The sequence below is a fragment of the Aquariibacter albus genome (assembly GCF_014145335.1).
GTDB lineage: Bacteria > Pseudomonadota > Gammaproteobacteria > Burkholderiales > Burkholderiaceae_C > Aquariibacter > Aquariibacter albus.
On record NZ_JACIVI010000006.1, the window covers coordinates 160,804 to 183,692 of the forward strand.

Sequence of the window (22,889 nt, forward strand, 5' to 3'; positions counted from 1 at the left end):
CCTTCGGCACCTTCGCACACAAGGCTTACGCCGCCTGCCTACGCGGGCAGCTTAGCTCGAACGTTAGACGCCACAGGAGGCGCCTTGAAGCAACAAGACATTGACTACATCTGCAAGCAGATGCTCCATATTGATTGGTCGCCCAGGCTTGACGCCAAGGCGCTCGAAGTACTGGCCAGATGCGACTCCAAGCTGGAAGCAATGTTTATCCTGGGGGCGTGTGATTTCATTCGTCAACGCTGCCCAGTCGTTCCTCAGTTGTCCACATCCTCGGTTCGTGTGAGCGAACGCATATATGAGGGAATTTGGCTGTGGGAGCCCTGGTTTGCATGGGATCTTGATGATCTTCCAGAAGACAAGCGCGGTGGTCCATCGGCACTTCTCTTTGTCCCGCAGTTCGAATCATCGGAAAAGAAAATCACACACGACTTGGCGTTGTTCTATGGCGACGACAACGGAAGTCCACGGTGGTCACTTAAGCACGTGGTTGAGATAGACGGGTATGGCGTTCACAAGGGAAGAAGAGAGAAAGATGAATCGAGGGACGTAGGTCTCTCCTATCGGGTCAACAGGTTCTACGAAGAGACCGACAAGCCGTTGGATTGGTTCAAAACGATAGTTCATCAAGATGCCGAATCCGGTGTCGCCTAACCCTTCCATCGAGAGGACGTCACAAGGGCTAAGCCCTTGCGCCGCCTCTCATGTCAAACGTTAGGCCTCTATGCGCTATCAACTTGCTCGCTTTGCCGCTATGACACTCCTTACCGCAGAGGTTTGCGCTCAGTCAGCGATACCCGCTTCCTCTGAGGAGGAGGTCACCCTAGGCTGGCGCTTTGCCGAGTGTTCTGACTTCTACCTTCTCTCAAGCGAAACGACCACATCCAGTGACGCAAAGCTCTCTGAGCAGTTGGCTCGAATGCAGAAGGTGAACTTCGCAGCTGCAGTGGCGCTAGTTGGTGAAGACAAGTATCGCGCCGAGGCGACAGATCGGCGAAAGGAGTTCATCACCAAGCTGAGTGCAGCCGGCAGTCAAGACGCGATGAGAAAGGTCGACACTCAGTGCAAGGAACTCTTAGAAACAAGTATTCAGGTCGCAGCACCAAGGATCAGAACCTTGGCGGCTAGAAAGCAAGCAGAGAAAAGCAAGTGAGTCGCTTGCCCCTGCGGCCTAACCCATCCGTCAAGGGCACTGGAAGAACCTTGTTTTACTTTAGTGGACACTCCAACCTAACAGAAGGAGTGTTTGATGGGAAAGCCGGGGCCGCAGATGGTGGATCGCTACGGAGTTGATTTCAAAATCACTGCGATCAAGCTGCGCGAGCGGGATCGCGTCACGGCTTTTCCAGGGCAGGGGCCTCACGTCTCGACGCCCAGCCCTCCGATCCCCTGAAGCCATCGGTGCCAGTCCGCCGCCCTGGCCCACCCACAATCCCCCGCCATGGACGACCTGCGCACCCTGATCTCCCGCCACCCCACCCCGGGCCGCTTGGAGCAGCTTCTGCTGCGGCCCGCCCGGGGGCAGCCGGGCCTGGCGGTGGAGGCGGCGGAGGCGCTGGCGGGCCGGGGTTTGCGGGGGGACCGCAGTGCGGCCCGGGCGCCGAGCCGGCCGGAGGGGGGCAAGCGGCAGGTGACGCTGATCCAGGCGGAGCATCTGGCCCTGATTGCCGGCTGGACGGGCCGGCCGCTGGCGGAGCTGGGCAGCTTGCGGCGCAATCTGGTGGTGTCGGGCTTGAACCTGCTGGCGGCGCGCTCGCCGTTTGCCGACCGGCCTTTGCGGCTGCGGATCGGGGCGGAGGTGCTGCTGGAGATCACCGGCCCCTGCGACCCTTGCTCGAAGATGGAGGCGCTGCTGGGCCCGGGGGGCTACAACGCGGTGCGCGGCCATGGCGGGGTGTGCGCGCGGGTGCTGCAGGGCGGCTGGCTGCGGGCGGGGGACGCGCTGCGGGTGGAAGCGGGCTGAGGCCCTTCCAGCCGCCGCCCCGGCCGCCGGGGGGGGGTGCGCCGGCCCGGCCGCACGGCCGGGGACCGGGCTTCAGTCGGCTGCGGGGGGCGGGGTGCTGGGGCGGGGCTCGCCGCCCAGGGTGCACACGGCCTGGTGGTGGGTCAGGAAGACCTGGCCGCCCATCTGTTGCAGGAAGTCGCTGCGCTGCAGGCGGTCCATCACCGGGCCCTTGACCTCGGAGAGGTGCAGGGCGATGCCGGCCTCGTGCAGGCGGTGGGCGATGGCTTCCAGGCTTTCCAGCGCGCTGGCGTCGATGGCATTGATGGCGGAGCACTGCAGCACGACGTGGCGCAGCTCGGGGTGCTGGGCGACGGCGGCGTTGATGTGGTCTTCCACGGCGCGGGCGTTGGCGAAATAGAGGCTTTCGTCGATGCGCAGGCCGAGCAGGCCTTCGCGCGTGAGCACGGCATGGCGCTGCACGTTGCGATAGGACTCGGTGCCCGGCACCTGGCCGACTTCGGCGATGTGCGGCCGGCTGCTGCGGTGGAGGTGCAGGGCCAGGGAGATGCCGACGCCGACGATGAGCCCGGGCTCCACGCCCAGGCCCAGGGTGGCCAGCAGGGTGCCGGCCACGGCGAGGAAGTCGGCCTTGGCGTAGCCCCAGGTGCGGCGCAGCACGCTGAAATCGACCAGCGAGAGCACGGCCACGATGATGGTGGCGGCCAGGGTGGCTTGCGGCAGGTGGTAGAGCGCAGGCGTCAGCAGCAGGCCGGCCAGCAGGATGCCGCCGGCGGTGTAGACGCCGGCCGCGGGGGTGCGCGCGCCGGCATCGAAATTGACGACGGAGCGGGCGAAGCCGCCCGTCACGGGGTAGCCGCCGCTGAAGGCGGCGCCGAGGTTGCCGGCGCCAAGGGCGACCAGCTCGCGGTCGGGCAGGATGCGCTCGCGGCGCTTGGCGGCCAGGGTCTGGGCGACGGAGACCGATTCGACGAAGCCGACGATGCTGATGAGCAGGGCGGGCAGGGCAAGCTCGCGCCACAGGGTCGGGTCCAGGCTGGGCAGGCTCAGCGGCGGCAGGCCGGCGGGGATGCTGCCGACGACCTTGACGCCCTGGCCGGCCCAGTCGAAGGCCTGGCTGAGGGCGGTGCTGACGATGAGGGCGGCCACGGGCGCGGCGCGGCTGAGCAGGTCGGCCCACCGCGGGCCCAGGCCCAGGCGCAGCAGCAGGGGCTTGAGGTGGCGGCGGCTGAACACCAGCCAGGCCAGCACGGCCAGGCCGATGGCCAGGGAGAGGCCGTGCGTCTGCGGCAGCTGCTGGATGAGGGCGGGCAGCAGGGTGGGCAGGTCCTGCCCCTCGGCGCGCACATTGAGCAGGGTCTTGAGCTGGCCGGTGGCGATCAGCAGGCCCGAGGCGGTGATGAAGCCGGCGATCACCGGATGGCTGAGGAAGCTGGCCAGGAAGCCCAGGCGCAGCAGGCCCATCAGCAGCAGCATGAGGCCGGAGAGGAGGGCCAGGGTCATGGCGGCCTGCATGCGGGCGGCGGCGTCGGGGAGCAGGGCGGGGTCGAGGCCGCCGAGGGCTGCGGCCGTCATCAGCGAGAGGACGGCCACCGGCCCCACGGCCAGCGCGCTGCTGCTGCCGAACAGGGCATAGAGCAGCAGCGGCGCGATGCTGGCGTAAAGCCCCGCCTGCGGCGGCAGGCCGGCGAGCTGGGCATAGGCCAGGCTCTGCGGGATGAGCATGAGCGTGACGATGAGCGCGGCGAGACCGTCGCGGGCCCCGGTGTCGCGGGAGTAGGCCCGCAGCCAGACCGGGACGAGGCGCGAGCCGCGGGCGCGCGAGGGCGGGGACGGGGGCGTCGAAGGCTGGGGGTTCGGGCTCATGGGGCGGGGGGATGGCGGGCTCGGGCGCGGACGCCACCCGGTCATCCTGCCACTGAAGCCTTGCGGCCCTGGCACGCCGGACCGGGCCGGTCAGCCCCGGGGGAACGCGGAACCGGAGCTGCCGCAGGCCGACGCAAACTGGCGCGACCGGCCCGTCGCACGCCGACGATGCGCGCGGGCATGGAACTTGGATTGATCCCCGCATGAGCCCCGCCGATCACCGTCTCCTGCGCCATCTGCTGATCGCCGTTGCGGTCAAGATCGTGGTGCTGACGCTGCTGTGGTGGGCCTTCATCCGCGAAGCCCGCGTGCCGGTGGACAGCGACCGTGCGGCCGCCCATCTCGGAGGCGCCGCCTCCGTTTCCTCAGGAGCCTCGAAGTGATCTCCGAACAACTCGTCGACCTGTCGAGGCTGCAGTTCGCAGCGACGGCGATGTACCACTTCCTCTTCGTGCCGCTGACGCTGGGCATGGTCTGGCTGCTGGTCATCATGGAGTCGGTCTATGTGATGACCGGCAAGGTGATCTGGAAGGACATGACCCGCTTCTGGGGGAAGCTCTTCGGCATCAACTTCGCACTGGGTGTCACGACCGGGATCACCCTGGAGTTCCAGTTCGGCACGAACTGGGCCTACTACTCGCACTACGTCGGCGACATCTTCGGCGCGCCGCTGGCCATCGAAGGGCTGATGGCCTTCTTCCTGGAATCGACCTTCATCGGCCTGTTCTTCTTCGGCTGGGACCGCCTGAGCCGGCCGCAGCATCTGCTGGTGACCACGCTGATGGCGGTGGGCACCAACCTGTCGGCGCTGTGGATCCTGATCGCCAACGGCTGGATGCAGAACCCGGTGGGCGCCGAGTTCAACTGGCAGACCATGCGCATGGAGATGGTCGACTTCTGGGCGATCGTCTTCAACCCGGACGCCCAGGCCAAGTTCGTGCACACGGTGTCGGCCGGCTACGTGACGGGCGCGATGTTCGTGCTGTCGGTCAGCGCCTGGTACCTGCTGAAGGGCCGCGACGTGGAGTTCGCCAAGCGCAGCTTCCGCGTGGCGGCGGCCTTCGGCCTGGCCTCGGTGCTGAGCGTGATCGTGCTGGGCGACGAGTCGGGCTACACGGTGGGCGAGGCCCAGCAGACCAAGATGGCCGCCATCGAGGCCATGTGGGAGACCGAGCCCGCGCCGGCCAGCTTCAATGTGATCGCCGGCATCAACGAGGCGGCGCAGAAGAACGACTGGTCGGTGCACATCCCCTACGTGATGGGCCTGATCGGCACGCGCTCGCTCACCAAGGAGATCCCGGGCATCCACGAGATCAAGGCCAGGAACCGCGAGCGCATCCTGCACGGCCAGGTGGCCGTGCAGGCGCTGGAGGCGCTGCGCGCGGCCCGCGCCCGCGGCGAGACCGCGCCCGAGGCGGAGGCCCGGCTCAAGGCCCATGTGGCCGACCTGGGCTTCGGCCTGCTGCTGAAGAAGTACGTCAAGGACGTGTCGCAGGCCACGCCCGAGATGATCCAGAAGGCGGTGGACGACACGGTGCCGCGCGTCACGCCGATGTTCTGGGCCTTCCGCGCGATGGTGGGCCTGGGCTTCCTGATGCTGGCCCTGTTCGCGATGAGCTTCTGGGTCACGCTCAAGGGCCAGTTCACGCAGCGGCCCTGGCTGCTGAAGGCGGCGCTGTGGATGCTGCCGGCCCCGTGGCTGGCCTGCGAGCTGGGCTGGTTCGTCGCCGAGTACGGCCGCCAGCCCTGGACGATCTACGGCGTGCTGCCGACGCACATGAGCGTGTCCACGCTCAGCGTGGAGAGCCTCTACGGCTCGCTGGCCGGCTTCCTGGTCTTCTACACGGTGCTGCTGATCGTCGAGGTCTACCTGATGCTGAAGTTCGCGCGCCAGGGCCCCGGCAGCCTGGGCACCGGCCGCTACCAGAACGAGGCCGTCCATCACGGCCCGGCCCACGCCTGAGCCCGGAGGATCCCCATGCTTGAGTTCTTCGACTACCCGACGCTGAAGCTGATCTGGTGGGGCCTGGTCGGCGTGCTGCTGATCGGCTTCGCGGTGATGGACGGGCACGACATGGGCGTCGGCACCCTGCTGCCCTTCGTGGGCCGCAACGATGTCGAGCGCCGCGTCGTCATCAACACCGTCGGCCCGCACTGGGACGGCAACCAGGTCTGGTTCATCACCGGCGGCGGGGCCATCTTCGCGGCCTGGCCGCTGGTCTACGCCACCGCCTTCAGCGGCTTCTACTGGGCCATGCTGGCGGTGCTGTGGGCGCTGTTCTTCCGCCCGGTCGGTTTCGACTACCGCAGCAAGATCCACGACCCGCGCTGGCGCAGCTTCTGGGACTGGGGCCTCTTCGTCGGCGGGGCCGTGCCGCCGCTGATCTTCGGCGTGGCCTTCGGCAACCTCTTCCAGGGCGTGCCCTTCCAGTTCGACGAGCTGCTCATCTCCACCTACACCGGCAGCTTCTGGGGCCTGCTGAACCCCTTCGCGCTGCTGGTGGGCCTGGTGTCGAGCGCGATGATCACCATGCATGGCGGCGCCTACCTGGCGCACCGCACCGAGGGGGCCCTCCAGGCCCGCGCGGCGCGCGGCGCCACGGCGGCGGCGCTGCTGACGGTGCTGGGCTTCGTGGCCGCAGGCCTGTGGCTGCGCTACGGCGGCATCGAGGGCTATGCCATCACCTCGGCCGTCGACCCGGCCGCCCTGCCCGACCCGCTGGCCAAGACGGTGGTGCGCAGCGCCGAGGCCTGGTGGACCCACTACGCGGCCTGGCCGGCGCTCTGGGCCCTGCCGGCCCTGGGCCTGCTCGGCGCCCTGGGCTGCATGCTGCTGCTGGCGCTGCGCCGCACGCTGGCGGCCTTCGTCAGCTCGGCGCTGTCGATGGCCGGGATCATCGTCACGGCCGGGGCCGCGCTCTTCCCCTTCATCCTGCCCTCGTCCAGCCAGCCGCAGGCCAGCCTGACCGTCTGGGACAGCACCTCCAGCCACCTGACCCTGGGCCTGATGCTGGGCGCGACGGTGATCTTCATGCCCCTGGTGATCTTCTACACCGGCTGGGCCTACCGGGTGATGCGCGGCAAGGTGACGGTGGAGCACATCCACCGCAACGAGCACAGCGCCTACTGAGACAGGAGCCGAACCATGTGGTACTTCGCTTGGGTGCTGGGCGTGGGCTTTGCCGTGCTGCTGGCCGTGATGAACGCGATGTGGGGCGAGAACGAGGAGGCCCGGGCCGCCTCGAAGGCCGCCGACGCGGGCCCGGACGGCGCATGAGGCCCGGCACGCCGGAGGACGCCCCCGCGCCGCCGGCCCGCGCCGCGGACGCCGAGGCGGCCGCGGGGCCGTCCAGCCGCCTGCATCTCCCCTGCCTGCTGCTGGGCCTGGGGCTGATGCTGGGCGGCACGCTCTACCCGCCGCTCTTCGCCAATGCGCAGGGCAAGGCCGACCACGGCCTGGCCCTGCTCTTCTTCTGGGCGATGAGCGCGGGCTTCATCCGCGGCGTGGGCTTCGTGCCGCGCGCGCGGCTGTGGCGGGCGCTGTTCTCGCCGGCCGCCTGCGCGCTGGCCCTGCTCGCGGCCCTGGGCCTGAAGCTCGCCGGCTGAGCCTCAGGCCGCGGCGTCCGGCCAGACCAGGCGCAGCACCTGGAACTCCCCCGGCTTGAGCACGGCCAGGCCGACCAGCAGGGTGTGCCGGCCGGCGCGGGTCTCGGCCTCGGTCTGCGTCAGACCCGGGCCGCAGCGGACGAAGTAGGCCTCGGCCGGCTTGGCCCCGAGCAGCGCACCGCGGTCCCACCAGCCGTGCAGTTCGAGGTCGGCCTGCTCGGCGAGCTGCTGCCAGAGCGGCGGCGTGGCCCCGGCCCCGCGCCGGCGGGGCTGGCGCGACAGCAGGTCGAAGCGGCGCCGCAGGGCGGCCGTCAGCTCGGCCAGCAGGCGGCGCACGGGCACGTAGCGGCTTTCGGGCTCGCGGTCGGCCAGCGTGCGGGCCCCCCACAGCCGCGGGCCGCGGCCCGGCACGCTGCGCACGAGGTTGATCGCCCGGCCGCCGACCGGGTCGGCCGCCAGGGCCTCGGCCTGCGCGGCACTGAAGGCCTGCACGGGCTCCACCTCGTCCGGCAGCGGCAGGCCGGACAGGGCCTTCCACACCCCGAGCTCGCGGTCGCCGCGGGCCTGGAGGCCGGCCACCAGCGCACTGGCCGGCACGGCGTGACGGGCCCCGGCCAGGCACTGCAGCACGGCGGCATGGCCGGCCGGATCGGTGCGGCGCAGGGCCGGCAGGCCGACTGCCGGGCCGCTGCCGCGCCAGACGCGCACGCGGCGCTCGGCCTCGGGCAGCGGCAGGGCCAGGGGGATGCGCAGCCGCGGGCCGTGCAGGGCACCGAAGGCGCCGTGCGGGCTGTCGAGCACGGCCCGGCCGGCGGCCAGGGTGGCGGCATCCAGCGGCGCCTCGCCGCCCGGCAGGTCGAGCAGCACGAACTGCAGGCCGGAGGCGGCCGCATGCGCAAGCAGGGCGCCGGCCAGGCGGCCCTGGGCGGCGCGGTCCAGATGCATGGCCTCGGGGGCCAGCAGCAGGCTGCACTCGCGACGCGGCAGGGGCAGCGCAGCCAGGGCCTGGAGGAAGTCGTCAAGCGTTGGCGGCGCGCTCGACGGGCCCACGGAGACGATGTCGCAGGCCTCGCCGCCCTGGGCGAAGAACAGCCGGACGGTGGCATGCAGGAGCGGCAGGCCGGGCGGTGGACGCAGGGTGGCCCGGGGCCGCCCGTCGGGGCCACGGTGCAGGTCGACGTCCAGCGCGGGCGTGCCCGGGCCGCCGAACAGGCCCTCGTACTCCACGAGGCTGCGGACGCGCGTCGGCACCCGCAGCAGGTCGCCGGGGGCCTCGCGCATCGCGCGCTCGGTCGCGCCCAGCAGGGTGGCCAGGCCGCAAGGCGGCTGGGGCAGGGACGACGCGGGGGTCTGGCCCCGGGGCGGCAAGGTGGCCATCGGGCATCCCTGCCGGACAGGCAGGCGGAGGACAGCGGAGCCGCATGATGCCTCGCCCTCGCCGGCCGTGCGCCACCCGCTCCGGGGCTGGACGGACCGACCGCCTGCGACTGCAATGCAGGCCCCGGCCCGTCGGCCCCTGCCGCTTGATCCCATGCCCTCTCCGTCCCGCCCCACCCTGGTCCTGCTCGGCCTGAGCCTGCTGGGCCCGCAGCTGGCCGCGGCCTGCCACCCGGAGGCCTATGTCGGCTCGATCTGCACGACCGCCGGCCGCTGCCCGCGCGGCACGCTGGAGGCCGCCGGCCAGCTGCTGCCCATCGCCCAGAACATGGCCCTGCATGCCGTGATCGGCAGCCGCTACGGCGGCGACGGCCGCAGCACCTTCGCCCTGCCGGACCTGCGCGGCCGCAGCGTGGCGGGCAGCGGCCTGGGCAACGAGAGCCCGGCTCCCGGCACGGTGCTGAGCCCGGCGGGGGCGCCGAGCGCCTCGCGCCTGGGCGGCGCCCGGCCCGCCAGCCTGGTGCTGCGGCAGTGCATCGTGCAGCTCGGGGTGATGCCGCCGAACGATTGAGATCCCCCCGGCATCCGGCCCCGGGTTCCCCTGCATGACGGCCCGCAGGCCGGCCGCTACGGTGCGCCAGCACCGGCCATGGGCCGCCCACGGGGGGTGGCGCCAGGCCCGTCATCCAGGGAGGACCACGACATGTACTTCATCACCAGCCGGATGCCGGTCGAGCGCGCGAAGACGCAGCGCGGTCCCGGCAAGCCCTACACCTTCGACCTGGAGGACAACGCCTCCGGCCAGGAATTCTTCTGTTGCCAAAAGACCGGCAAGAAGACCCATGTCGAGCTGGGCGGCAAGGCCCTGCTCTCGGCGCTGAAGGAAGCGCCCTACCGCCAGGTGCTGCTCTACCTGCACGGCTTCTCGAACCTTCCGGATGACATCTTCGCGAACGCGCAGGAGTTCCAGGACCTGTGCGACGCGAAGAAGAAGGGCGAGGTGCTGGTGCTGCCGGTGATCTGGCCCTGCGACAACGACCTCGGCATCGTCAAGGACTACTGGGACGACCAGAAGTCCGCCGACCTCAGCGCCTTCGCGCTCGCGCGGATGATGCAGCGCTTCATGGACTGGCGGAACTCGCCCGAGACCAACCCGGCCGACGACCCCTGCCTGAAGCGCATCAATGTGCTGGCCCATTCCATGGGCAACCGCGTGCTGCGCCAGACGATGGTGAACTGGCAGAAGGACTACCAGCCGGCCGGCGTGCCCCTGCTGTTCCGCAACACCTTCCTGGTGGCGGCCGACATCGTCAACGAGTCCCTGCACCGCGGCCAGCCGGGCGAGCTGCTGAGCCACGCCTCGCGCAATGTGGTCGTGTACTACGCCTCGGACGACCTCGCGCTGCGCGCGAGCAAGGTCTCGAACCTGAAGAACGCCGAGGCTTCGCGGCGGCTCGGCCACTCGGGCCCCGAGGACATGGACCGCACGCCGAAGAATGTCTACGCGATCGACTGCGACGACGTGAACACCGACTACGACCCGCCCAAGGGCCACAGCTACTTCCGCAGCATCCCGAAGACCAAGAAACCGGGCGTGGTCTTCGAGCACATCTTCCAGACGATCACCAGCGGCCGCGTCTTCCCCGACGACGAGACCCGCAAGTCCAGCGTGCTGCGCCTGGGCAAGCCGGCCAAGGGCTGAGGCCGCAGGACCGCATGCCCGAGGCCGCCGCCCCGGGCACGCGGCTCAGGCCGGCAGGGCCAGCAGCTCGCGCAGGTTGGCGTCGATCTGCGCAATGGCCGCCGGGTCGGTGCCGAAGAGGCCGAGGTGGCCGTCGATGCACTCGATGGGCCGGAAGACGCCGCGCGGGACATGGTGGCACTCGCGCTCCGCATCGGCCGGCGGGAAGAACATGTCGTGGCTGATCGGCATCACATAGGTGTGCGCGCGGATGCGGCCCAGGGCGGCCGGCAGGTCGCCGCCGGTGTGGCGGGCCACGTCGCCGCGCTGCCACTTCCAGGCCATGGCCAGCAGGTTGTTCGGATCCATGGGGCCGAAGTAGCCGCTCATGAAGCGGTCGACGAAGTCGTTCATCGAATCGAAGCCCAGCGCACGGTGGCGGCCCTGCTGGAAGAACTCGGTGCTCCAGCCCATCACCGTCCACAGCCGCGCATGGCGGCGCAGGCCGGCCGCCACCTCGGCGGCGCTGCCGTAGCGGCCCTCGGCAAAGCCCGGGTCGCTGGTGAGGGCCTCGCAGAGCGTCTCCGAGAACAGGGTGTCGTGCTCGGTGTTGCTGGCGGTGCCGGCGAGGGGCGCGGCGCGCTCGACCATCTCCGGGTAGCGCACGGCCCATTCGTAGGTCTGCTGCGCGCCCATCGAGCCGCCGAAGACCAAGGCCAGCCTGCGGATCCCGAAGTGCTCGGTCAGCAGGCGGTGCTGGGCCCGCACGTCGTCGCCGATGCGCACCTTCGGGAAGGCCCAGGGCTTGGCCCCGTGATGCGGCGAGGTCGACAGGCCGTTGCCGATCTGGTTGACCACGAGGATGCAGTACTTCGCCGGGTCCAGCGGCCGGCCGGGGCCGATGTAGACCTGCTCCATGATCTTGCTGGTGCCCGAGTACCAGGTGGGCACCAGGATCGCGTTGTCCTTGGCGGCATTGAGCTGACCGTGCACGGCCACGGCCAGGGTGCACTGCGGCAACTGGCCGCCGTCCTCCAGGTCCAGCGGGCCGATGTCGATGCGCTCGTAGGGGCCGTGCAGCTCCGGGTTGTAGTAGGGATGCGGGCTCATGCGGGTCTCCGTCGTTCTCGTTCACACGGACGGGCCGGGCGCCGCGCGGCGCCCGGCCCGCGGGGCAGGCCTCAGCGGATGTCGAAGCCCTTGTAGCCGCCGGCGGCCAGGTCCTCGCAGTGCTGGCGGTAGGTGTGCACGCCGCCGATGTAGGACAGCAGGCGGCGCGGCTTGCCCGGCACGTTGGAACCCATGTACCAGGAATCGGTCTTGACCACGAGGGTCTTGTTGGCCGTCTCGTCGTGGTGGCTCACCCACTGATCCTGCAGGGCCTGCGAGGCCTCGATGACCTTGGCGCCCTGCTGGCGCAGCGACTGGATGCAGTCGCTGATCCAGTTGACCTGCTGCTGCAGGCAGGTGGTCATGTTGCAGAGCGCGGCCGAGGGGGCCAGCGGCGCACCGGTGGTGAACAGGTTGGGATAGCCGTGGACCTGCAGGCCGAGGGTGGTGCGGATCTCCTGGCTCCATTCGTCCTTCAGCGCGCGGCCGCCGCGGCCGCGGATGTCGATGCGGGTCAGCGCACCCGAGCCCGCGTCGAAGCCGGTGGCCAGGATCAGGATGTCCAGCGCATGCACCTTGCCGTCGGCGGTCTGCACGCCCTCGGGGACGATGCGCTCGATCGGCGCCTCCTTCACGTCGACGATCTCGACATTGGGCTGGTGGTAGACCTCCAGGTAGCCGCTCTCCAGCGGCACGCGGTGGGTGCCGAAGCCGTAGCTGGTCGGGATCAGCTTCTCGCAGAGCACCGGGTCCTTCAGGCGCTCGCGCATCTTGGCGCGCACGAATTCGCTGACGGCCTCGCTGACGGCCTCGTCGAAGAACATCTCCGAGAAGGAGGCCAGCCACAGCGCGAGCGAACCGTCGGCCCAGAGCTTCTCCAGCACCTCGGTGCGCTGGGCCGGCGTCAGGTCGGCCCAGGCGCCGTTGGTGAAGTCGTACTCGAAGCCCGAGAAGGTGCGCTGCACGCGCTGCTTGATCTCCTCGAAGCGCTGGCCCTGCTTCGCCCAGTCGGCCGGGCTGTACTTCGGGTTGCGCATCGGGATGATGTACTGCGGCGTGCGCAGGAAGACCTTCAGGCTGCCGACCTGCGGCGCGATGGTCTGGATGACCTGGATGCCGGTGGCGCCGGTGCCGACCACGCCGACCCGCTTGCCGACGAAGTCCACCCGCTCCTTCGGCCAGCGCGCGGTGTGGAAGATCTGGCCCTTGAAGCTTTCCTGGCCGGGGAAGGTGTTGTTCAGCGGCGCCGACAGCATGCCGGTGCAGCTGATCAGGTACTGCGCGCGGAAGGTCTCGCCCTGCTCGGTCTGCACGGCCCATTCGCCGGCGGCCTCGTCGTAGTGGGCGGCGGCCACGCGGGTGTTGAAGCGGAAGTGCTTGCGCAGGTCGGTCTTGTCGGCGACGTAGTTCAGCCAGCGCTCGGTCTCGGGCTGGGCCGGATAGCGCTCGGTCGGCTGCCAGTTCTTGTACAGGGCTTCGGAGAACCAGTACTGGTAGATCTCGGCCTCGGAGTCGAAGCGGGCGCCGGGGTAGCGGTTCCAGTACCAGGTGCCGCCGACGCCGGAGCCGGCCTCGAAGCCCTGGACCGACAGGCCCATCTCGCGCAGGCGGTAGACCTGGTACAGGCCGGCGACGCCGGCGCCGATGACGATGGCATCGACACGCGCGGCCGGCGTGGCGGCGGTCGGGGAGGGACGTTCCTGGACGGCGGTGTTCATGGCGGGTGCTCCTTCAGGGGAAAAGGCGGCCCGGCCCCGGGAAGGGCCGGGCCAAGGTGTTCGGGCGGAGGCCCGATGAAGATCAGGGTTGCGGCCGGGGCTGGCCGCCGAGGGACTTGATGTAGGCCACGATCTGCCAGATCTGCTCGTCCGGGATCGAGTCCTTCCAGGCCGGCATCACGTTCGAGCCGCGCTGGCGGCCCTCGCGGATGACCTGGTGGATCAGGGCCGGATCCCAGTCGATGCGATCGCGGAAGGGCCGGTGCTTGCCGGCGTCGCCCTCCGAGCCATGGCAGTAGGCGCAGGTGGCGACGAACTTCGCGCGGCCGGCCTGGACCATGGCCGGATCGCGCAGCGCATCGGCCTCGGGGGGCGCGGCGGCCCCGGCGAAGGCGGCGGCGCCGAACAGCACCAGGCCGAGCAGCGGCTTCGGAAGCGCAAACATGGCCGGCCTCACTCGACGGTGAAGGCCACCAGGGCCGCGCCGCCGCGCACGTCCTTGAACTCCGGCCAGGCGCCCGAGGAGAAGCCTGGGAAGAGCGAGCCGAAGCCGGTCGCGACGACGAGGTACTGCTTGCCGCCGGCCGAGTAGCTGACGATGCCGCCCCGCATGCCGGAGCCGACGTTGAACTGCCACAGCTCCTTGCCGGTGCCGGCGTCATGCGCACGCAGGATGCCGCGCGGGTCGCCGTTGAAGACCAGGCCGCCGCCGGTGGCCAGCACATGGGCCAGGCCCGGTACCTCGCTGGGCAGGCTCCACGCGCGCTGGCCGGTGATCGGGTCGTAGGCCGCGAAGCGTGCGCTGGCGGGCTTGCCGCCGGGGCCGACGAAGTCGATGGCCGAGACGTCGAAGTAGGGCTGCGAGAAGGCCAGCGACTCGACCGGCTGCGCGGCGATGGTCACCTTGGCGCAGAGCTCGTGGCCGTTGCTGTACCAGAGCTTGGTCTGCGGGCTGTAGGCCCCGGCGTTCCAGCTTCGCGCCCCCAGGGCGCTGGGGCAGAAGACGTCGCTCTTGCCCGGTTGGGGCGCGCGGCGGCCCACCAGGGCGCCGGTCTTGCGATCGACGGTCTGGACCCAGTCGACATGCTCGGCGAACTTCCACACGTCCTGCACCTGGCCGGTCTTGCGGTCCAGCACGGTCACGAAGCCGCCCTTGTTCAGGTGCATCAGCAGCTCCTTGCCGTCCTTCTCCAGCATCACGAACTCGTAGGCGGCGTCGAAGTCCCAGCCGTCGTTCGGAATCTCCTGGTGGTGCCACTTGATGCGGCCGGTGGCCGGGTCCAGCGCCAGGAGGGTGGAGGTGTAGAGGTTGTCGCCCGCACGGGCCTGCGGGTTGTAGTCCGGCGCCGGGTTGGACGTGCCGATGAAGTAGGTGTCGTTCTTCGCGTCGTACTGGCCGGACAGCCAGGCACCGCCCCCGCCGCTGTTGCCCGACTTGCCGGGCCAGCTCTTCGGATCGTCCTTGATCGTGTCCAGCGCCCACAGCGGCTTGCCCGTCTCGGCATCCACCGCATGCAGCTTGCCGCGCTGGGCCAGGTCGCCGCCGGTGGGGCCGGCGATCAGGGCCTTGCCGGCCAGGATGGGGGCCGAGGTGAAGTTGCAGCCATGGCAGGCCTTGGGATCGACGATGCGCGTCTTCCACACCTCCTTGCCGGTCTTCTGGTCGAGCGCGATCAGCTGGCCGTCGCTGGTGCCGAGGTAGACCTTGCCGCGGCCGACGCTGATGCCGCGCGTGTAGAAGCCGAACAGCGACTTCTGGTAGACCGCGTCCATCTCCGGCGCGTAGGACCACAGCGTGCGGCCGGTGGCGGCCTCCACGGCGAAGGTCTTGTTGGCCGAGGCCGCGTAGTACAGCACCCCGTCCAGCACGATGGGCGTGGCCTGCAGGCCCTGGGTGATCTCGCCGGGCTGGTGGATCCAGGCCACCTTCAGCTTGGCGATGTTGGACTTGTTGATCTGCTCCAGGGGGCTGTAGCGCCAGCCCCGCCAGTCACCGTGGTACTCGGGCCAGTTGCTGCCAGCCAGCTCGGCCGCGGCCGTGCCGGCCAGCGCGAGCAGGCCCGCAGCCAGGCCGGTGCGCTGCATCAGCTTGCGCAGGGACGGCCTGCGGCTTGTCGTCGTGGGGTACGTCATCGTGTGTCTCCTCGGTTCTCGGGCCCGCGGCCCCGGACGATCCGGGTGCGGCCGGCAGCGTCTGGTGGGGTCCCAGCGGACCCCGGAACCGACCGCTGCAGCCCTTGAATCTCAAGTGCTGTGCCAAGCGCCCGGCGGGCTTCGAACGAGGGATTCCCCCCAGCGGAATCGCGGTTTCGGACAGCGCCGGGACGGCGGCCGGGCCCTGCGCCCCCCTGGGGCCGGACAGGCTGTCCGAGACTTCGGACGCCGCCCGGCCCGCCCCTGGGTTGCCCTGGAGACCCCGCGGCGGCAGGCCGGCGGGCCCAAGGACCAGGGGGTCGGTCCCCGGGCCAGGCTGCCCGGGGACCGACCCCCTCATGTCATGCCGTCCCGGGCCCAGGGCCCGGGCGGTCCGCGGCGATGACTTACTTGCCGCCGCCGGTCGCCACTTCCTCAAGCTTCTGAAGCGACACGTCCGCGTCCTTCACGCCCTTGGGATTGGCCTTCATGTTGGAGGACCAGGTGGTCGAGTGATTGCGCTTCACGTCGATCACATGGCCGACCACCGGCATCACGGCCTTGTAGCCGTCCTCGCCCACGTCGGGCCGGTTCTGGAAGACCATGAACTTCCAGAACTCGCCCTTCTGGTCGTACATCTCGCCGAGGTAGGGCCGCGGGAAGTCGACTTCCATGTAGACGACCTTCTTGCTGTACGGGTGCTCGGCCGGCGGCGTGCCCTCGACCACATAGACCTCGCGCGGCTCCCACTCGATGTGCTTGGCCGGGAAGAAGTAGGGCTTCTCGGTCAGGCCGACGGAGGGGAATTCCTCGGGCGTGTCGCGCTTGCTCTTGTCGACGCTCAGCTCGGGGCTGTGGGCCACGGCCAGCACCCAGCGCTTGCCGACCAGCTTGTTGGCGCGGTACTTGGTGGGGAAGGCATCCCAGATGTCCCAGTCGTCATAGAGCTGGTCGGTGCCGCCGATGGGGTCCATCCACGCGCCACCCGACAGGCGCCGCGTGCGGCGCACGGACTTCAGGTAGGCCCAGGTGTCGTCGGGCTTGGCCGAGGTCGGGTCGTTGTAGCGGACCGAGAAGGTGCCCAGGCCGCGGATGTCCTGCGGGCTGGTCGCGAAGAGGTAGGTCTTCTGCGAGACGCTGCCGTCGCCCACCGTGACCGGCCCGCCGTCGAGCCGGCCCTCCATGTAGTAGCGGCGCGATTGCCAGCGCTGCACGCGCTCCACGCCCTTGTCGCCGTGGATGAAGACGAAGGAGATGTCGCGCAGGTCCATCGTCGCGCCGTAGGTGGCGGCGCGCAGGTTCCAGATCACCTTGTCGCCGGCATGCGGGTCGTCGAGCTTGATGGTCTCCGGCGGGAAGGGCATGCCCGCCACCCAGCCGCTCATGGTGCGGTCGGCCGGATTGAACTTCACCGTGCCGAGGCCCTTCTTGGTCGCCTCGACGTACTTCGGGTCCATCTCGATCTTCTTGGACTTGGCCAGCTTGATGGTCAGGCCGTGGACCTTGATCATCTCCTCCAGCCGCGCGGGCACCATGCTGGCGATGGTCTTGCCCTCGAAGGTGTCGGACTTGATCTTGTCGAAGTTCTCCTTCGTGATCACGAAGCCCGGCGGCAGCTCGGCCGCACGGGCCAGGCCCGGCAGCAGGCCGCCGGCGGCCAGCACGCTGCTGGCCAGCAGCATGCGGTTGAAGGTGGAACGCTTGATGGCTTTCATGGACGTGTCTCCTCGTGTCAGAACTGACGGGTCAGGCGGAAGGTGAGCTGGCTGCTCTTGTGGAAATAGCCGAAGAGCTGGACGTCCGGGTTGGGATCGAACAGTCCGTTGGACGCGTGGTCACGGTTCCAGAAGATGTCGGCCTCCACCTTCGCGCGCCACTGGTCACCCAGCACGAAGTCCACGGCCGGGATGAAGAAGCCACCGCCATGCTTCAGATCGAACCCGACGGCGAAGCTCGGGTTGATCGTGTCGCTGCGGTAGTTCAGCACCGTGAACATCGTCAGGATCGGGTTGTGCTTCGACAGCGGCGAGCCGTAGGCGAAGAGCCGCACCAGGTCGTCCGATCGGTCGAGGCCGGGGATCCAGGTGTTGAAGAGCTGGACCGAGGAGAAGGACGGGCGGCTGGTGCCGAGCAGTTCCTGGAAGTTCAGGTTCTTGTCGGCGCGCAGCATCATCGTGACCGTGTCCTTGCGCTTCACGCCGCCCAGGCCCAGGCCGGCAGCTGCGCCGCGGGTGGGGGCGGTCAGCGGGCCGGTGCCGACGTTGTAGGGCTGGCCGATCGTGTAGGCCATCTCCGCGCTCAGGACCGAGTCGATCGCCGGCGTGTAGCCGCTGACCGTCGCGCCGACCACGTCGATCGTCGGGTGGATCAGGTCGAAGAGCTCGCCGGAGGCGGCGTTCTTCGGATCCTTCTTCCACGGCTTGAAGACCGAGTTGGCCACCGGGTCCGCGGAGAAGGTCCGCACGTAGGCGAAGGAGTAGCTGACCGGTCCGGCCTCGCCCGACCAGCGCAGGCCGCCGGTGATGTCCTTGTAGTCGCCCTCGGGGTGCTTGCAGTCCTTCGAGGTGACGGCCGAGAGGTCGTAGCCGCGGTAGGGGTTGAAGAACCAGCGGCCGCCTCGGATGTCGTAGGTGTTGCCGATGTCCTTGCAGCGATCCAGGCCCGGGCGAAGGTAGGCATGCACCTGGCCCTTGGCCTCGGGCACGTCGATCTTGGTGCTGATCATCCACAGCGGCTTGCGCCACTCCTCGTTCTCGCCCTCGAAGAACAGGCGCCAGCTCAGGTCGTAGCCGTGCACCAGGTCCATCGCGTGGAAGAAGTCGGACTCGCCCCAGACGATCTGCTGCTTGCCCAGGCGCACCGTGGTGCGGTCGCCAAGCTTCATCTCGCCCCACAGCTCGCGGATCTCCGCGGCGTTGTAGTTGTCCAGGATGCTGCGGCTGTCGCCGCCCTGGGTGCCGGTGGTGGCCCGCAGGCGCTCCAGGTCGGCCAGGTAGCTCGTCTTGGCCTCGCGGTCGACGCGCAGCACGCCCTTCCACTGCACGGGGCCGGTACGGGCGTCGGCGTCGAGCAAGGCCGAGCCGCGCAGCATCGAGAGCTTGCCCTTGTCGTTCGAGGGGGTCTCGGGCTGGTCCTCCAGGTTGAAGGATGCCCAGCCGCGCAGGTAGCCGCCCACCCGCAGGCTGTTGCCGCTGGATGCGGCCCCGCCCTCCTCCGCCAGGGCGGGCCCTGCCGCCGCGCCGAGGCCGACGGCCAGGGCCGTCACCATCTGCTTCATCGTGTTCACGTGATCTCCTCCATCGTTGCTGAGAGGGCGATCGGCCGTCTCCATCCCCGGTCCGGCCGACCGCCTGGGGGGTCGCGGGCCTCAGGCGGGCACCGCGTACCCGGGGACGTCCGATCGTTCGATCGGATGGCCTTTCCCCCCGACCACGAAGGCGGGGCGGAAGACGTAGACCATGGCCGGCATCAGCACCAGCGCACTGGTCGCCGAGATGAACAGCCACAGCGCGATCAGCACGCCCATGTCGGCCTGCAGACGCAGCGAAGAGAAGCTCCAGATGATCACGCTGGTGATCAGCGTGAGGGCCGTGATCAGCACGCCCTTGCCGGAGCCCAGCAGGGCGCTGGCCACCGCCTGCTCCAGGGTCTCGCCCCGGTGCAGGCCCTCGCGGATGCCGTCGACCACGTAGAAGGAATAGTCGACGCCCAGGCCGATGCCCAGGGCCACCACCGGCAGGGTGTTGATGTTCATGCCGATATCCATCCACGCCATGTAGCTGAAGGTGATGGTGTTCGACAGCAGCACCGGCACCATGAAGAACATGCCGGCCACCGTGGAGCGGTAGGTCAGCATGCAGCAGGCCACCAGCCACAGCAGCGCAAAGGCGATGGCCTCGATCTGGCCGGACAGGATCACCTCGTTGACTGCCGACAGCACGCCGACCAGGCCGCCGGCCAGCAGGAACTCGGCATGCTCCATGGGGTGCTGCGCGATGTAGGCCTTGACCCGGGCGATGGCTGTGCGGAGGGTCTCGCCCTGGTGGTCGCGGAAGAACAGCGTGACCGCGCCGTTGAGCGCCTGCGGATCCGCAAAGCGGTCCATGTCGCCCGGGTCGCTGCCCGAGACGAACATGTAGGCCAGCTCGCCGTTCTGGTTGGACGAGGTGCCCAGCTCCTGGTAGCGCGCATTGCCCTCGCGCAGCACGCGGTTCACCGCGGGCAGGATGTCGGCGAAGGAGATGCTGCCGCCGACCTCGGGCTGCGCCTCCATGTACTTCTGGAAGCGCTCCATGCCCTCCAGCACCTCGGGCTCCTTCAGCGCGCCCTCGGCCTTGCCGGCGACGACGACGAACATGCGGTCCGAGCCCTGGAACTTCTCGTTGATCGCCGCGGCGTCCTGGTTGTAGGTGGAGTCCGGCCACAGGATGGGCGAACCGGGATTGGCATCGCCGACCTTGAGGTTGAAGGCATAGAGGCCCGAGGCGATGAACAGCACGCCGGCCCCGCCCAGCACCGCATGCCGCGCGCGCGAGGTCACCTGGCGCGCGCAGCGCGACAGCACCGCACGCAGCAGCGGGCCGATGTCGATCGGATGCAGCTTGCGGCGGGCCGAGCCGCCGCACCAGGTCAGCAGCACCGGCGTCAGCGTGAGCGCGCTGACGATGATCGACAGGATCCAGACCGTGCCGATCAGCGCGATCTTCTCCAGCATCGGGATGGGCGTGAGCGCGACGACCAGCACGCAGCCCGCATCGGCCACCACCGCCAGCAGGCCGGGCTTGAACAGGTTCTGGATGGCCGCCCGCGCCGCCGACACCGCATCGGGCGAATGGCCGCTGGCGATCTCGTCATCGAAGCGCGAGACCAGCTGCACCGAGTTCGAGATGGCCTGCGCCGTGATCAGGAAGGCCACCACGATCACCAGCGGATCGAGGTGGAAGCCCATCAGCTCGGCGGCCCCCAGGGCCCAGATGGCGCTGACCACGCCCGAGGCCAGCGGCAGCAGCGTGCCGTGCAGCGTGCGCGTGATCAGCAGCAGCAGCAGCACGAGCGCGCCGACGGTGGCCAGGAAGATGACCGCCGTCTCGGTCAGGTAGTGCCGCACCAGGCCATAGAGGATGGGCTCGCCGACGATGCGCACGTGAATGCCCGCGCCCTCGTTGGCCTGGGCGATCGCGGTGATCTGCTCGTAGGCCTTCTCGTAGTCGACATCGCCCTCGACGAAGTCGGCCGTGATCAGCGTGGCCTTCTGGTCCAGCGAGACATAGGGGCCGTAGACCAGCGGGTTGTTCAGCACCGCCTCGCGCAGCACGGCGATCTCGGCGGCATCCTTGGGCAGGCCGGGCCACATCAACGGCCGCGACTCGATGCCGTCGGTGGAGGCCCGCACCTCCTTCATCTTCTTCGAGGCCAGCGAGACGATCTGGTAGGTGTCGATGCCCTCGACCTTCTGCAGCGCCTTGGTGATGGCCTGGGTGCGTTCGAGCACCGGCAGCTGGAAGACGTCGCCCTGCTCGACCTCCAGCATGATGCTGACCATGTTCGAGCCGCCGAAGGTGGCCTTGAAGCGGTTGTTCACCTCGACATAGGGATGGTTCTTCGGCAGCAGGTCACCGAAGACGGTCTTGACCTCGATGCGGCTGGCCAGGCTGCCCATCAGGACGGTGATGGCCACCACCCCCAGCAGCACCCAGACGCGATGCCGCAGCACCGCGTCGATCAGCGCGCCCAGGCGCGCAAACAGCAAGTTCTTCATGTCCGGAGCTTTCGTGGGTTCTGTGCGTCGGCCCCGCCTCAGGGGCGACCGAAGATCTGCAGCGCGCCCTGGTCCAGGCGGGCCAGGTTGGCCCCGGCCAGCAGCAGCTGCTCGCCGACGGGCTCGGCCTGCGTGCGCCAGGACAGGTCCTTGTCGACCAGGCGGGCGCTCTGCCATTGCGTGCCGCGCTGGCTGATCTGCACGCCCTTGTCGCCGACGGCATGCCAGGCCTGGCCGTCCCAGCGCACATGGTTCAGGTGCTCGCGCGTCAGCGGCGGGACCACCGTCCAGCTCGCGCCCCCGTCGGTGCTGCTCAGCACCGTGCCGGACAGGCCGACGGCCAGACCATGCTCGGCATCGCGGAAGGCCACCGACATCAGGCTGGAGCCGCTCGGGCTCTCCACCTGAGCCCAGGTCTGCCCCCCATCGAGGCTGCGCTGGATGCGACCGAACTCGCCCACCAGCCAGCCGTTCGCACCGACGAAGAAGACATCGTTCCAGGCCTGGTCCTGCTCGGGCAGGGCGCGGGACCAGCTGCGGCCGTGGTCGGTGGACTTCAGCACCGCCCCCATCTCGCCCACCGCCCAGGCCACGCCTTCGGGATAGGTGCGGACCTTGACCAGCTTGTTGGCCACCTCGGAACGAGGCGATTCCGCCTCGGCCCAGTGGGCGCCGCCGTCCTCGGTGACGAGGATGCGGCCCTGGTTGCCGACGGCCACCGCATGCAGCGCATCCCAGGCAGCGATCGACTGCAGGTGCACCGCCACCGGTGTCTTCTGAATCTGCCAGGTCTTGCCGTTGTCGTCGCTGCGGACCACCTTGCCGTAGCTGCCCGCGGCCCAGATCACGCCGTCCTGCGGCACGGCCAGGCCATAGAAGTTGTCGCGCCGCTCGATGGCCGGCTGCGGGATGGCATCGATCGTCACCTCGGCCTTCACGAAGAAGGCCGCATAGATGAGGCTGCCGATGATCAGCATCGGCGCCGCACTCAGCGCAGCGCGCTTGAACAGACCGGGTGAGGCCTCGGTCCGGACCGGCCGGGCCTTCATGCCCGGCCTCCATCGCAGCACGGGGCCGACACCACCCGCGGGCGGTTGGGGGGGGCGGGCGGCATCCAGCCGTCCGGCCCGGACAGGGCACAGCGCATCTTGGTCTCCTCACACGGATCACGGGCATGGGTCCACGGTCTGGGCCGCGGATCGGGGTGGAAGGGCCCTGCCCTTGGCTTCCTCCGCGCCGCCACCGGATGGCGTCTCGATGAATGCAGGGACCTTCCGCCCACTGATTCACAAGTCCCGTGCCCATCGCGGACCAGGTGCAATCCAAGGGCTTACACCCAGGAATCCGGGCCCGGCAGTCGCCCGGATCGACCGGATCGAGGCCGGGCCGCTGTCCGCCTGGACAGGCCTGTCCGAGACCTCGGACAAAGCCGCCGCGAGCCGCGGGTTTCAGCCGGCTTGAAGCCGCTGCGGCCCGGCGGTTCAATCGCGGCCCTTCGGCCCGGTCGGGTGTCCGCGCCTGCGGCACGGCCGGGTCATGCCATCGCCGAACCTCGCCAGGAGTCCCCATGCTGATCGGAGTGCCCGCGGAAACGTCCGCAGGCGAAACCCGGGTTGCCGTCACCCCCGAGACGGCCAAGAAGCTCATTGCCCAGGGTCACCGCATCCGGCTGCAGTCCGG

The 22,889-nt window shown here is 69.5% G+C and carries 20 protein-coding genes and 1 pseudogene; 11 read left to right on the plus strand and 10 right to left on the minus strand.

The window, feature by feature from the left end; all coding sequences use genetic code 11:
• Positions 1 to 84 precede the first annotated feature (84 nt).
• The 3 genes from H4F90_RS14235 (at position 85) to H4F90_RS14245 (ending at position 1,960) form a co-directional block, all read left to right on the plus strand.
• Positions 85 to 651, plus strand: coding sequence for a hypothetical protein (locus tag H4F90_RS14235; RefSeq protein WP_182665739.1), 567 nt, complete (start codon positions 85 to 87; stop codon positions 649 to 651).
• Positions 652 to 721: 70 nt separating this feature from the next.
• The gene (locus H4F90_RS14240; RefSeq protein WP_182665741.1) at positions 722 to 1,150 is read left to right on the plus strand and encodes a hypothetical protein; all 429 of its coding nucleotides are present in this window, start codon (positions 722 to 724) and stop codon (positions 1,148 to 1,150) included.
• Between the two features lie 288 nt (positions 1,151 to 1,438).
• Positions 1,439 to 1,960: an MOSC domain-containing protein gene (locus H4F90_RS14245; protein ID WP_182665743.1), complete on the plus strand. Its 522-nt coding sequence runs from the start codon at positions 1,439 to 1,441 to the stop codon at positions 1,958 to 1,960.
• Between the two features lie 72 nt (positions 1,961 to 2,032).
• Here the strand turns inward: H4F90_RS14245 and H4F90_RS14250 are convergent, their stop codons facing one another.
• Positions 2,033 to 3,826 (minus strand): SulP family inorganic anion transporter, encoded by a 1,794-nt coding sequence (locus H4F90_RS14250; protein WP_182665745.1) that lies wholly within the window; start codon positions 3,824 to 3,826, stop codon positions 2,033 to 2,035.
• A gap of 203 nt (positions 3,827 to 4,029) precedes the next feature.
• On the opposite strand from H4F90_RS14250, the gene cydP reads away from it, so the two are divergent.
• The 5 genes from cydP to H4F90_RS14275 are packed head-to-tail and all read left to right on the plus strand — an operon-like array spanning position 4,030 to position 7,432.
• Positions 4,030 to 4,209 (plus strand): cytochrome oxidase putative small subunit CydP, encoded by a 180-nt coding sequence (gene cydP / locus H4F90_RS14255; protein ID WP_182665747.1) that lies wholly within the window; start codon positions 4,030 to 4,032, stop codon positions 4,207 to 4,209.
• On the plus strand, positions 4,206 to 5,789 hold the full coding sequence (locus H4F90_RS14260) for a cytochrome ubiquinol oxidase subunit I (RefSeq protein WP_182665749.1): 1,584 nt from the start codon (positions 4,206 to 4,208) through the stop codon (positions 5,787 to 5,789). Before cydP ends, H4F90_RS14260 begins: the two co-directional genes overlap by 4 nt.
• A gap of 15 nt (positions 5,790 to 5,804) precedes the next feature.
• A complete protein-coding gene (gene cydB, locus H4F90_RS14265; RefSeq protein ID WP_182665751.1) occupies positions 5,805 to 6,956 on the plus strand; it encodes a cytochrome d ubiquinol oxidase subunit II in 1,152 nt (383 codons plus the stop codon).
• A 15-nt stretch (positions 6,957 to 6,971) separates the two neighbouring features.
• Positions 6,972 to 7,103, plus strand: a complete 132-nt coding sequence (gene cydX, locus H4F90_RS14270; RefSeq protein ID WP_182665752.1) for a cytochrome bd-I oxidase subunit CydX — start codon at positions 6,972 to 6,974, stop codon at positions 7,101 to 7,103.
• Positions 7,100 to 7,432, plus strand: coding sequence for a cyd operon YbgE family protein (locus H4F90_RS14275; protein ID WP_182665754.1), 333 nt, complete (start codon positions 7,100 to 7,102; stop codon positions 7,430 to 7,432). Before cydX ends, H4F90_RS14275 begins: the two co-directional genes overlap by 4 nt.
• A 3-nt stretch (positions 7,433 to 7,435) precedes the next feature.
• Here H4F90_RS14275 and H4F90_RS14280 read toward each other — a convergent pair whose 3' ends face one another.
• On the minus strand, positions 7,436 to 8,809 hold the full coding sequence (locus H4F90_RS14280; RefSeq protein ID WP_182665756.1) for a hypothetical protein: 1,374 nt from the start codon (positions 8,807 to 8,809) through the stop codon (positions 7,436 to 7,438).
• 154 nt (positions 8,810 to 8,963) lie between these two features.
• Here H4F90_RS14280 and H4F90_RS14285 point away from each other — a divergent pair, with 154 nt between their 5' ends.
• Both H4F90_RS14285 and H4F90_RS14290 read left to right on the plus strand, forming a co-directional pair.
• Positions 8,964 to 9,380, plus strand: coding sequence for a phage tail protein (locus tag H4F90_RS14285; protein ID WP_182665758.1), 417 nt, complete (start codon positions 8,964 to 8,966; stop codon positions 9,378 to 9,380).
• Between the two features lie 132 nt (positions 9,381 to 9,512).
• On the plus strand, positions 9,513 to 10,511 hold the full coding sequence (locus H4F90_RS14290) for an alpha/beta hydrolase (protein WP_182665760.1): 999 nt from the start codon (positions 9,513 to 9,515) through the stop codon (positions 10,509 to 10,511).
• Positions 10,512 to 10,556: 45 nt separating this feature from the next.
• On the opposite strand, the gene H4F90_RS14295 is transcribed toward H4F90_RS14290, so the two are convergent.
• From H4F90_RS14295 to H4F90_RS14330, 8 genes are all read right to left on the minus strand, one after another.
• A complete protein-coding gene (locus tag H4F90_RS14295) occupies positions 10,557 to 11,600 on the minus strand; it encodes an alpha/beta fold hydrolase (protein ID WP_182665762.1) in 1,044 nt (347 codons plus the stop codon).
• 71 nt (positions 11,601 to 11,671) lie between these two features.
• Complete coding sequence (locus H4F90_RS14300) at positions 11,672 to 13,318, minus strand: flavin-containing monooxygenase (protein ID WP_182665764.1); 1,647 nt, start codon at positions 13,316 to 13,318, stop codon at positions 11,672 to 11,674.
• 82 nt (positions 13,319 to 13,400) lie between these two features.
• Positions 13,401 to 13,763 carry a c-type cytochrome gene (locus tag H4F90_RS14305; RefSeq protein ID WP_182665766.1) on the minus strand — a complete coding sequence of 121 codons (363 nt, stop codon included), beginning with the start codon at positions 13,761 to 13,763 and terminating at the stop codon, positions 13,401 to 13,403.
• Between the two features lie 8 nt (positions 13,764 to 13,771).
• On the minus strand, positions 13,772 to 15,451 hold the full coding sequence (locus H4F90_RS14310) for a pyrroloquinoline quinone-dependent dehydrogenase (RefSeq protein WP_182665767.1): 1,680 nt from the start codon (positions 15,449 to 15,451) through the stop codon (positions 13,772 to 13,774).
• A 407-nt stretch (positions 15,452 to 15,858) separates the two neighbouring features.
• Positions 15,859 to 17,166, minus strand: coding sequence for a DUF1329 domain-containing protein (locus H4F90_RS14315; protein WP_220486182.1), 1,308 nt, complete (start codon positions 17,164 to 17,166; stop codon positions 15,859 to 15,861).
• 17 nt (positions 17,167 to 17,183) lie between these two features.
• Positions 17,184 to 18,728, minus strand: a complete 1,545-nt coding sequence (locus H4F90_RS14320) for a DUF1302 family protein (RefSeq protein ID WP_235972227.1) — start codon at positions 18,726 to 18,728, stop codon at positions 17,184 to 17,186.
• Positions 18,729 to 18,818: 90 nt separating this feature from the next.
• Positions 18,819 to 21,209: an efflux RND transporter permease subunit gene (locus H4F90_RS14325; RefSeq protein WP_182665769.1), complete on the minus strand. Its 2,391-nt coding sequence runs from the start codon at positions 21,207 to 21,209 to the stop codon at positions 18,819 to 18,821.
• A 38-nt stretch (positions 21,210 to 21,247) separates the two neighbouring features.
• The gene (locus tag H4F90_RS14330) at positions 21,248 to 22,258 is read right to left on the minus strand and encodes a YCF48-related protein (protein ID WP_182665771.1); all 1,011 of its coding nucleotides are present in this window, start codon (positions 22,256 to 22,258) and stop codon (positions 21,248 to 21,250) included.
• 518 nt (positions 22,259 to 22,776) lie between these two features.
• Here H4F90_RS14330 and H4F90_RS14335 point away from each other — a divergent pair.
• Positions 22,777 to 22,889 (plus strand): annotated as a pseudogene (locus tag H4F90_RS14335) (NAD(P)(+) transhydrogenase (Re/Si-specific) subunit alpha); the annotation flags it as partial.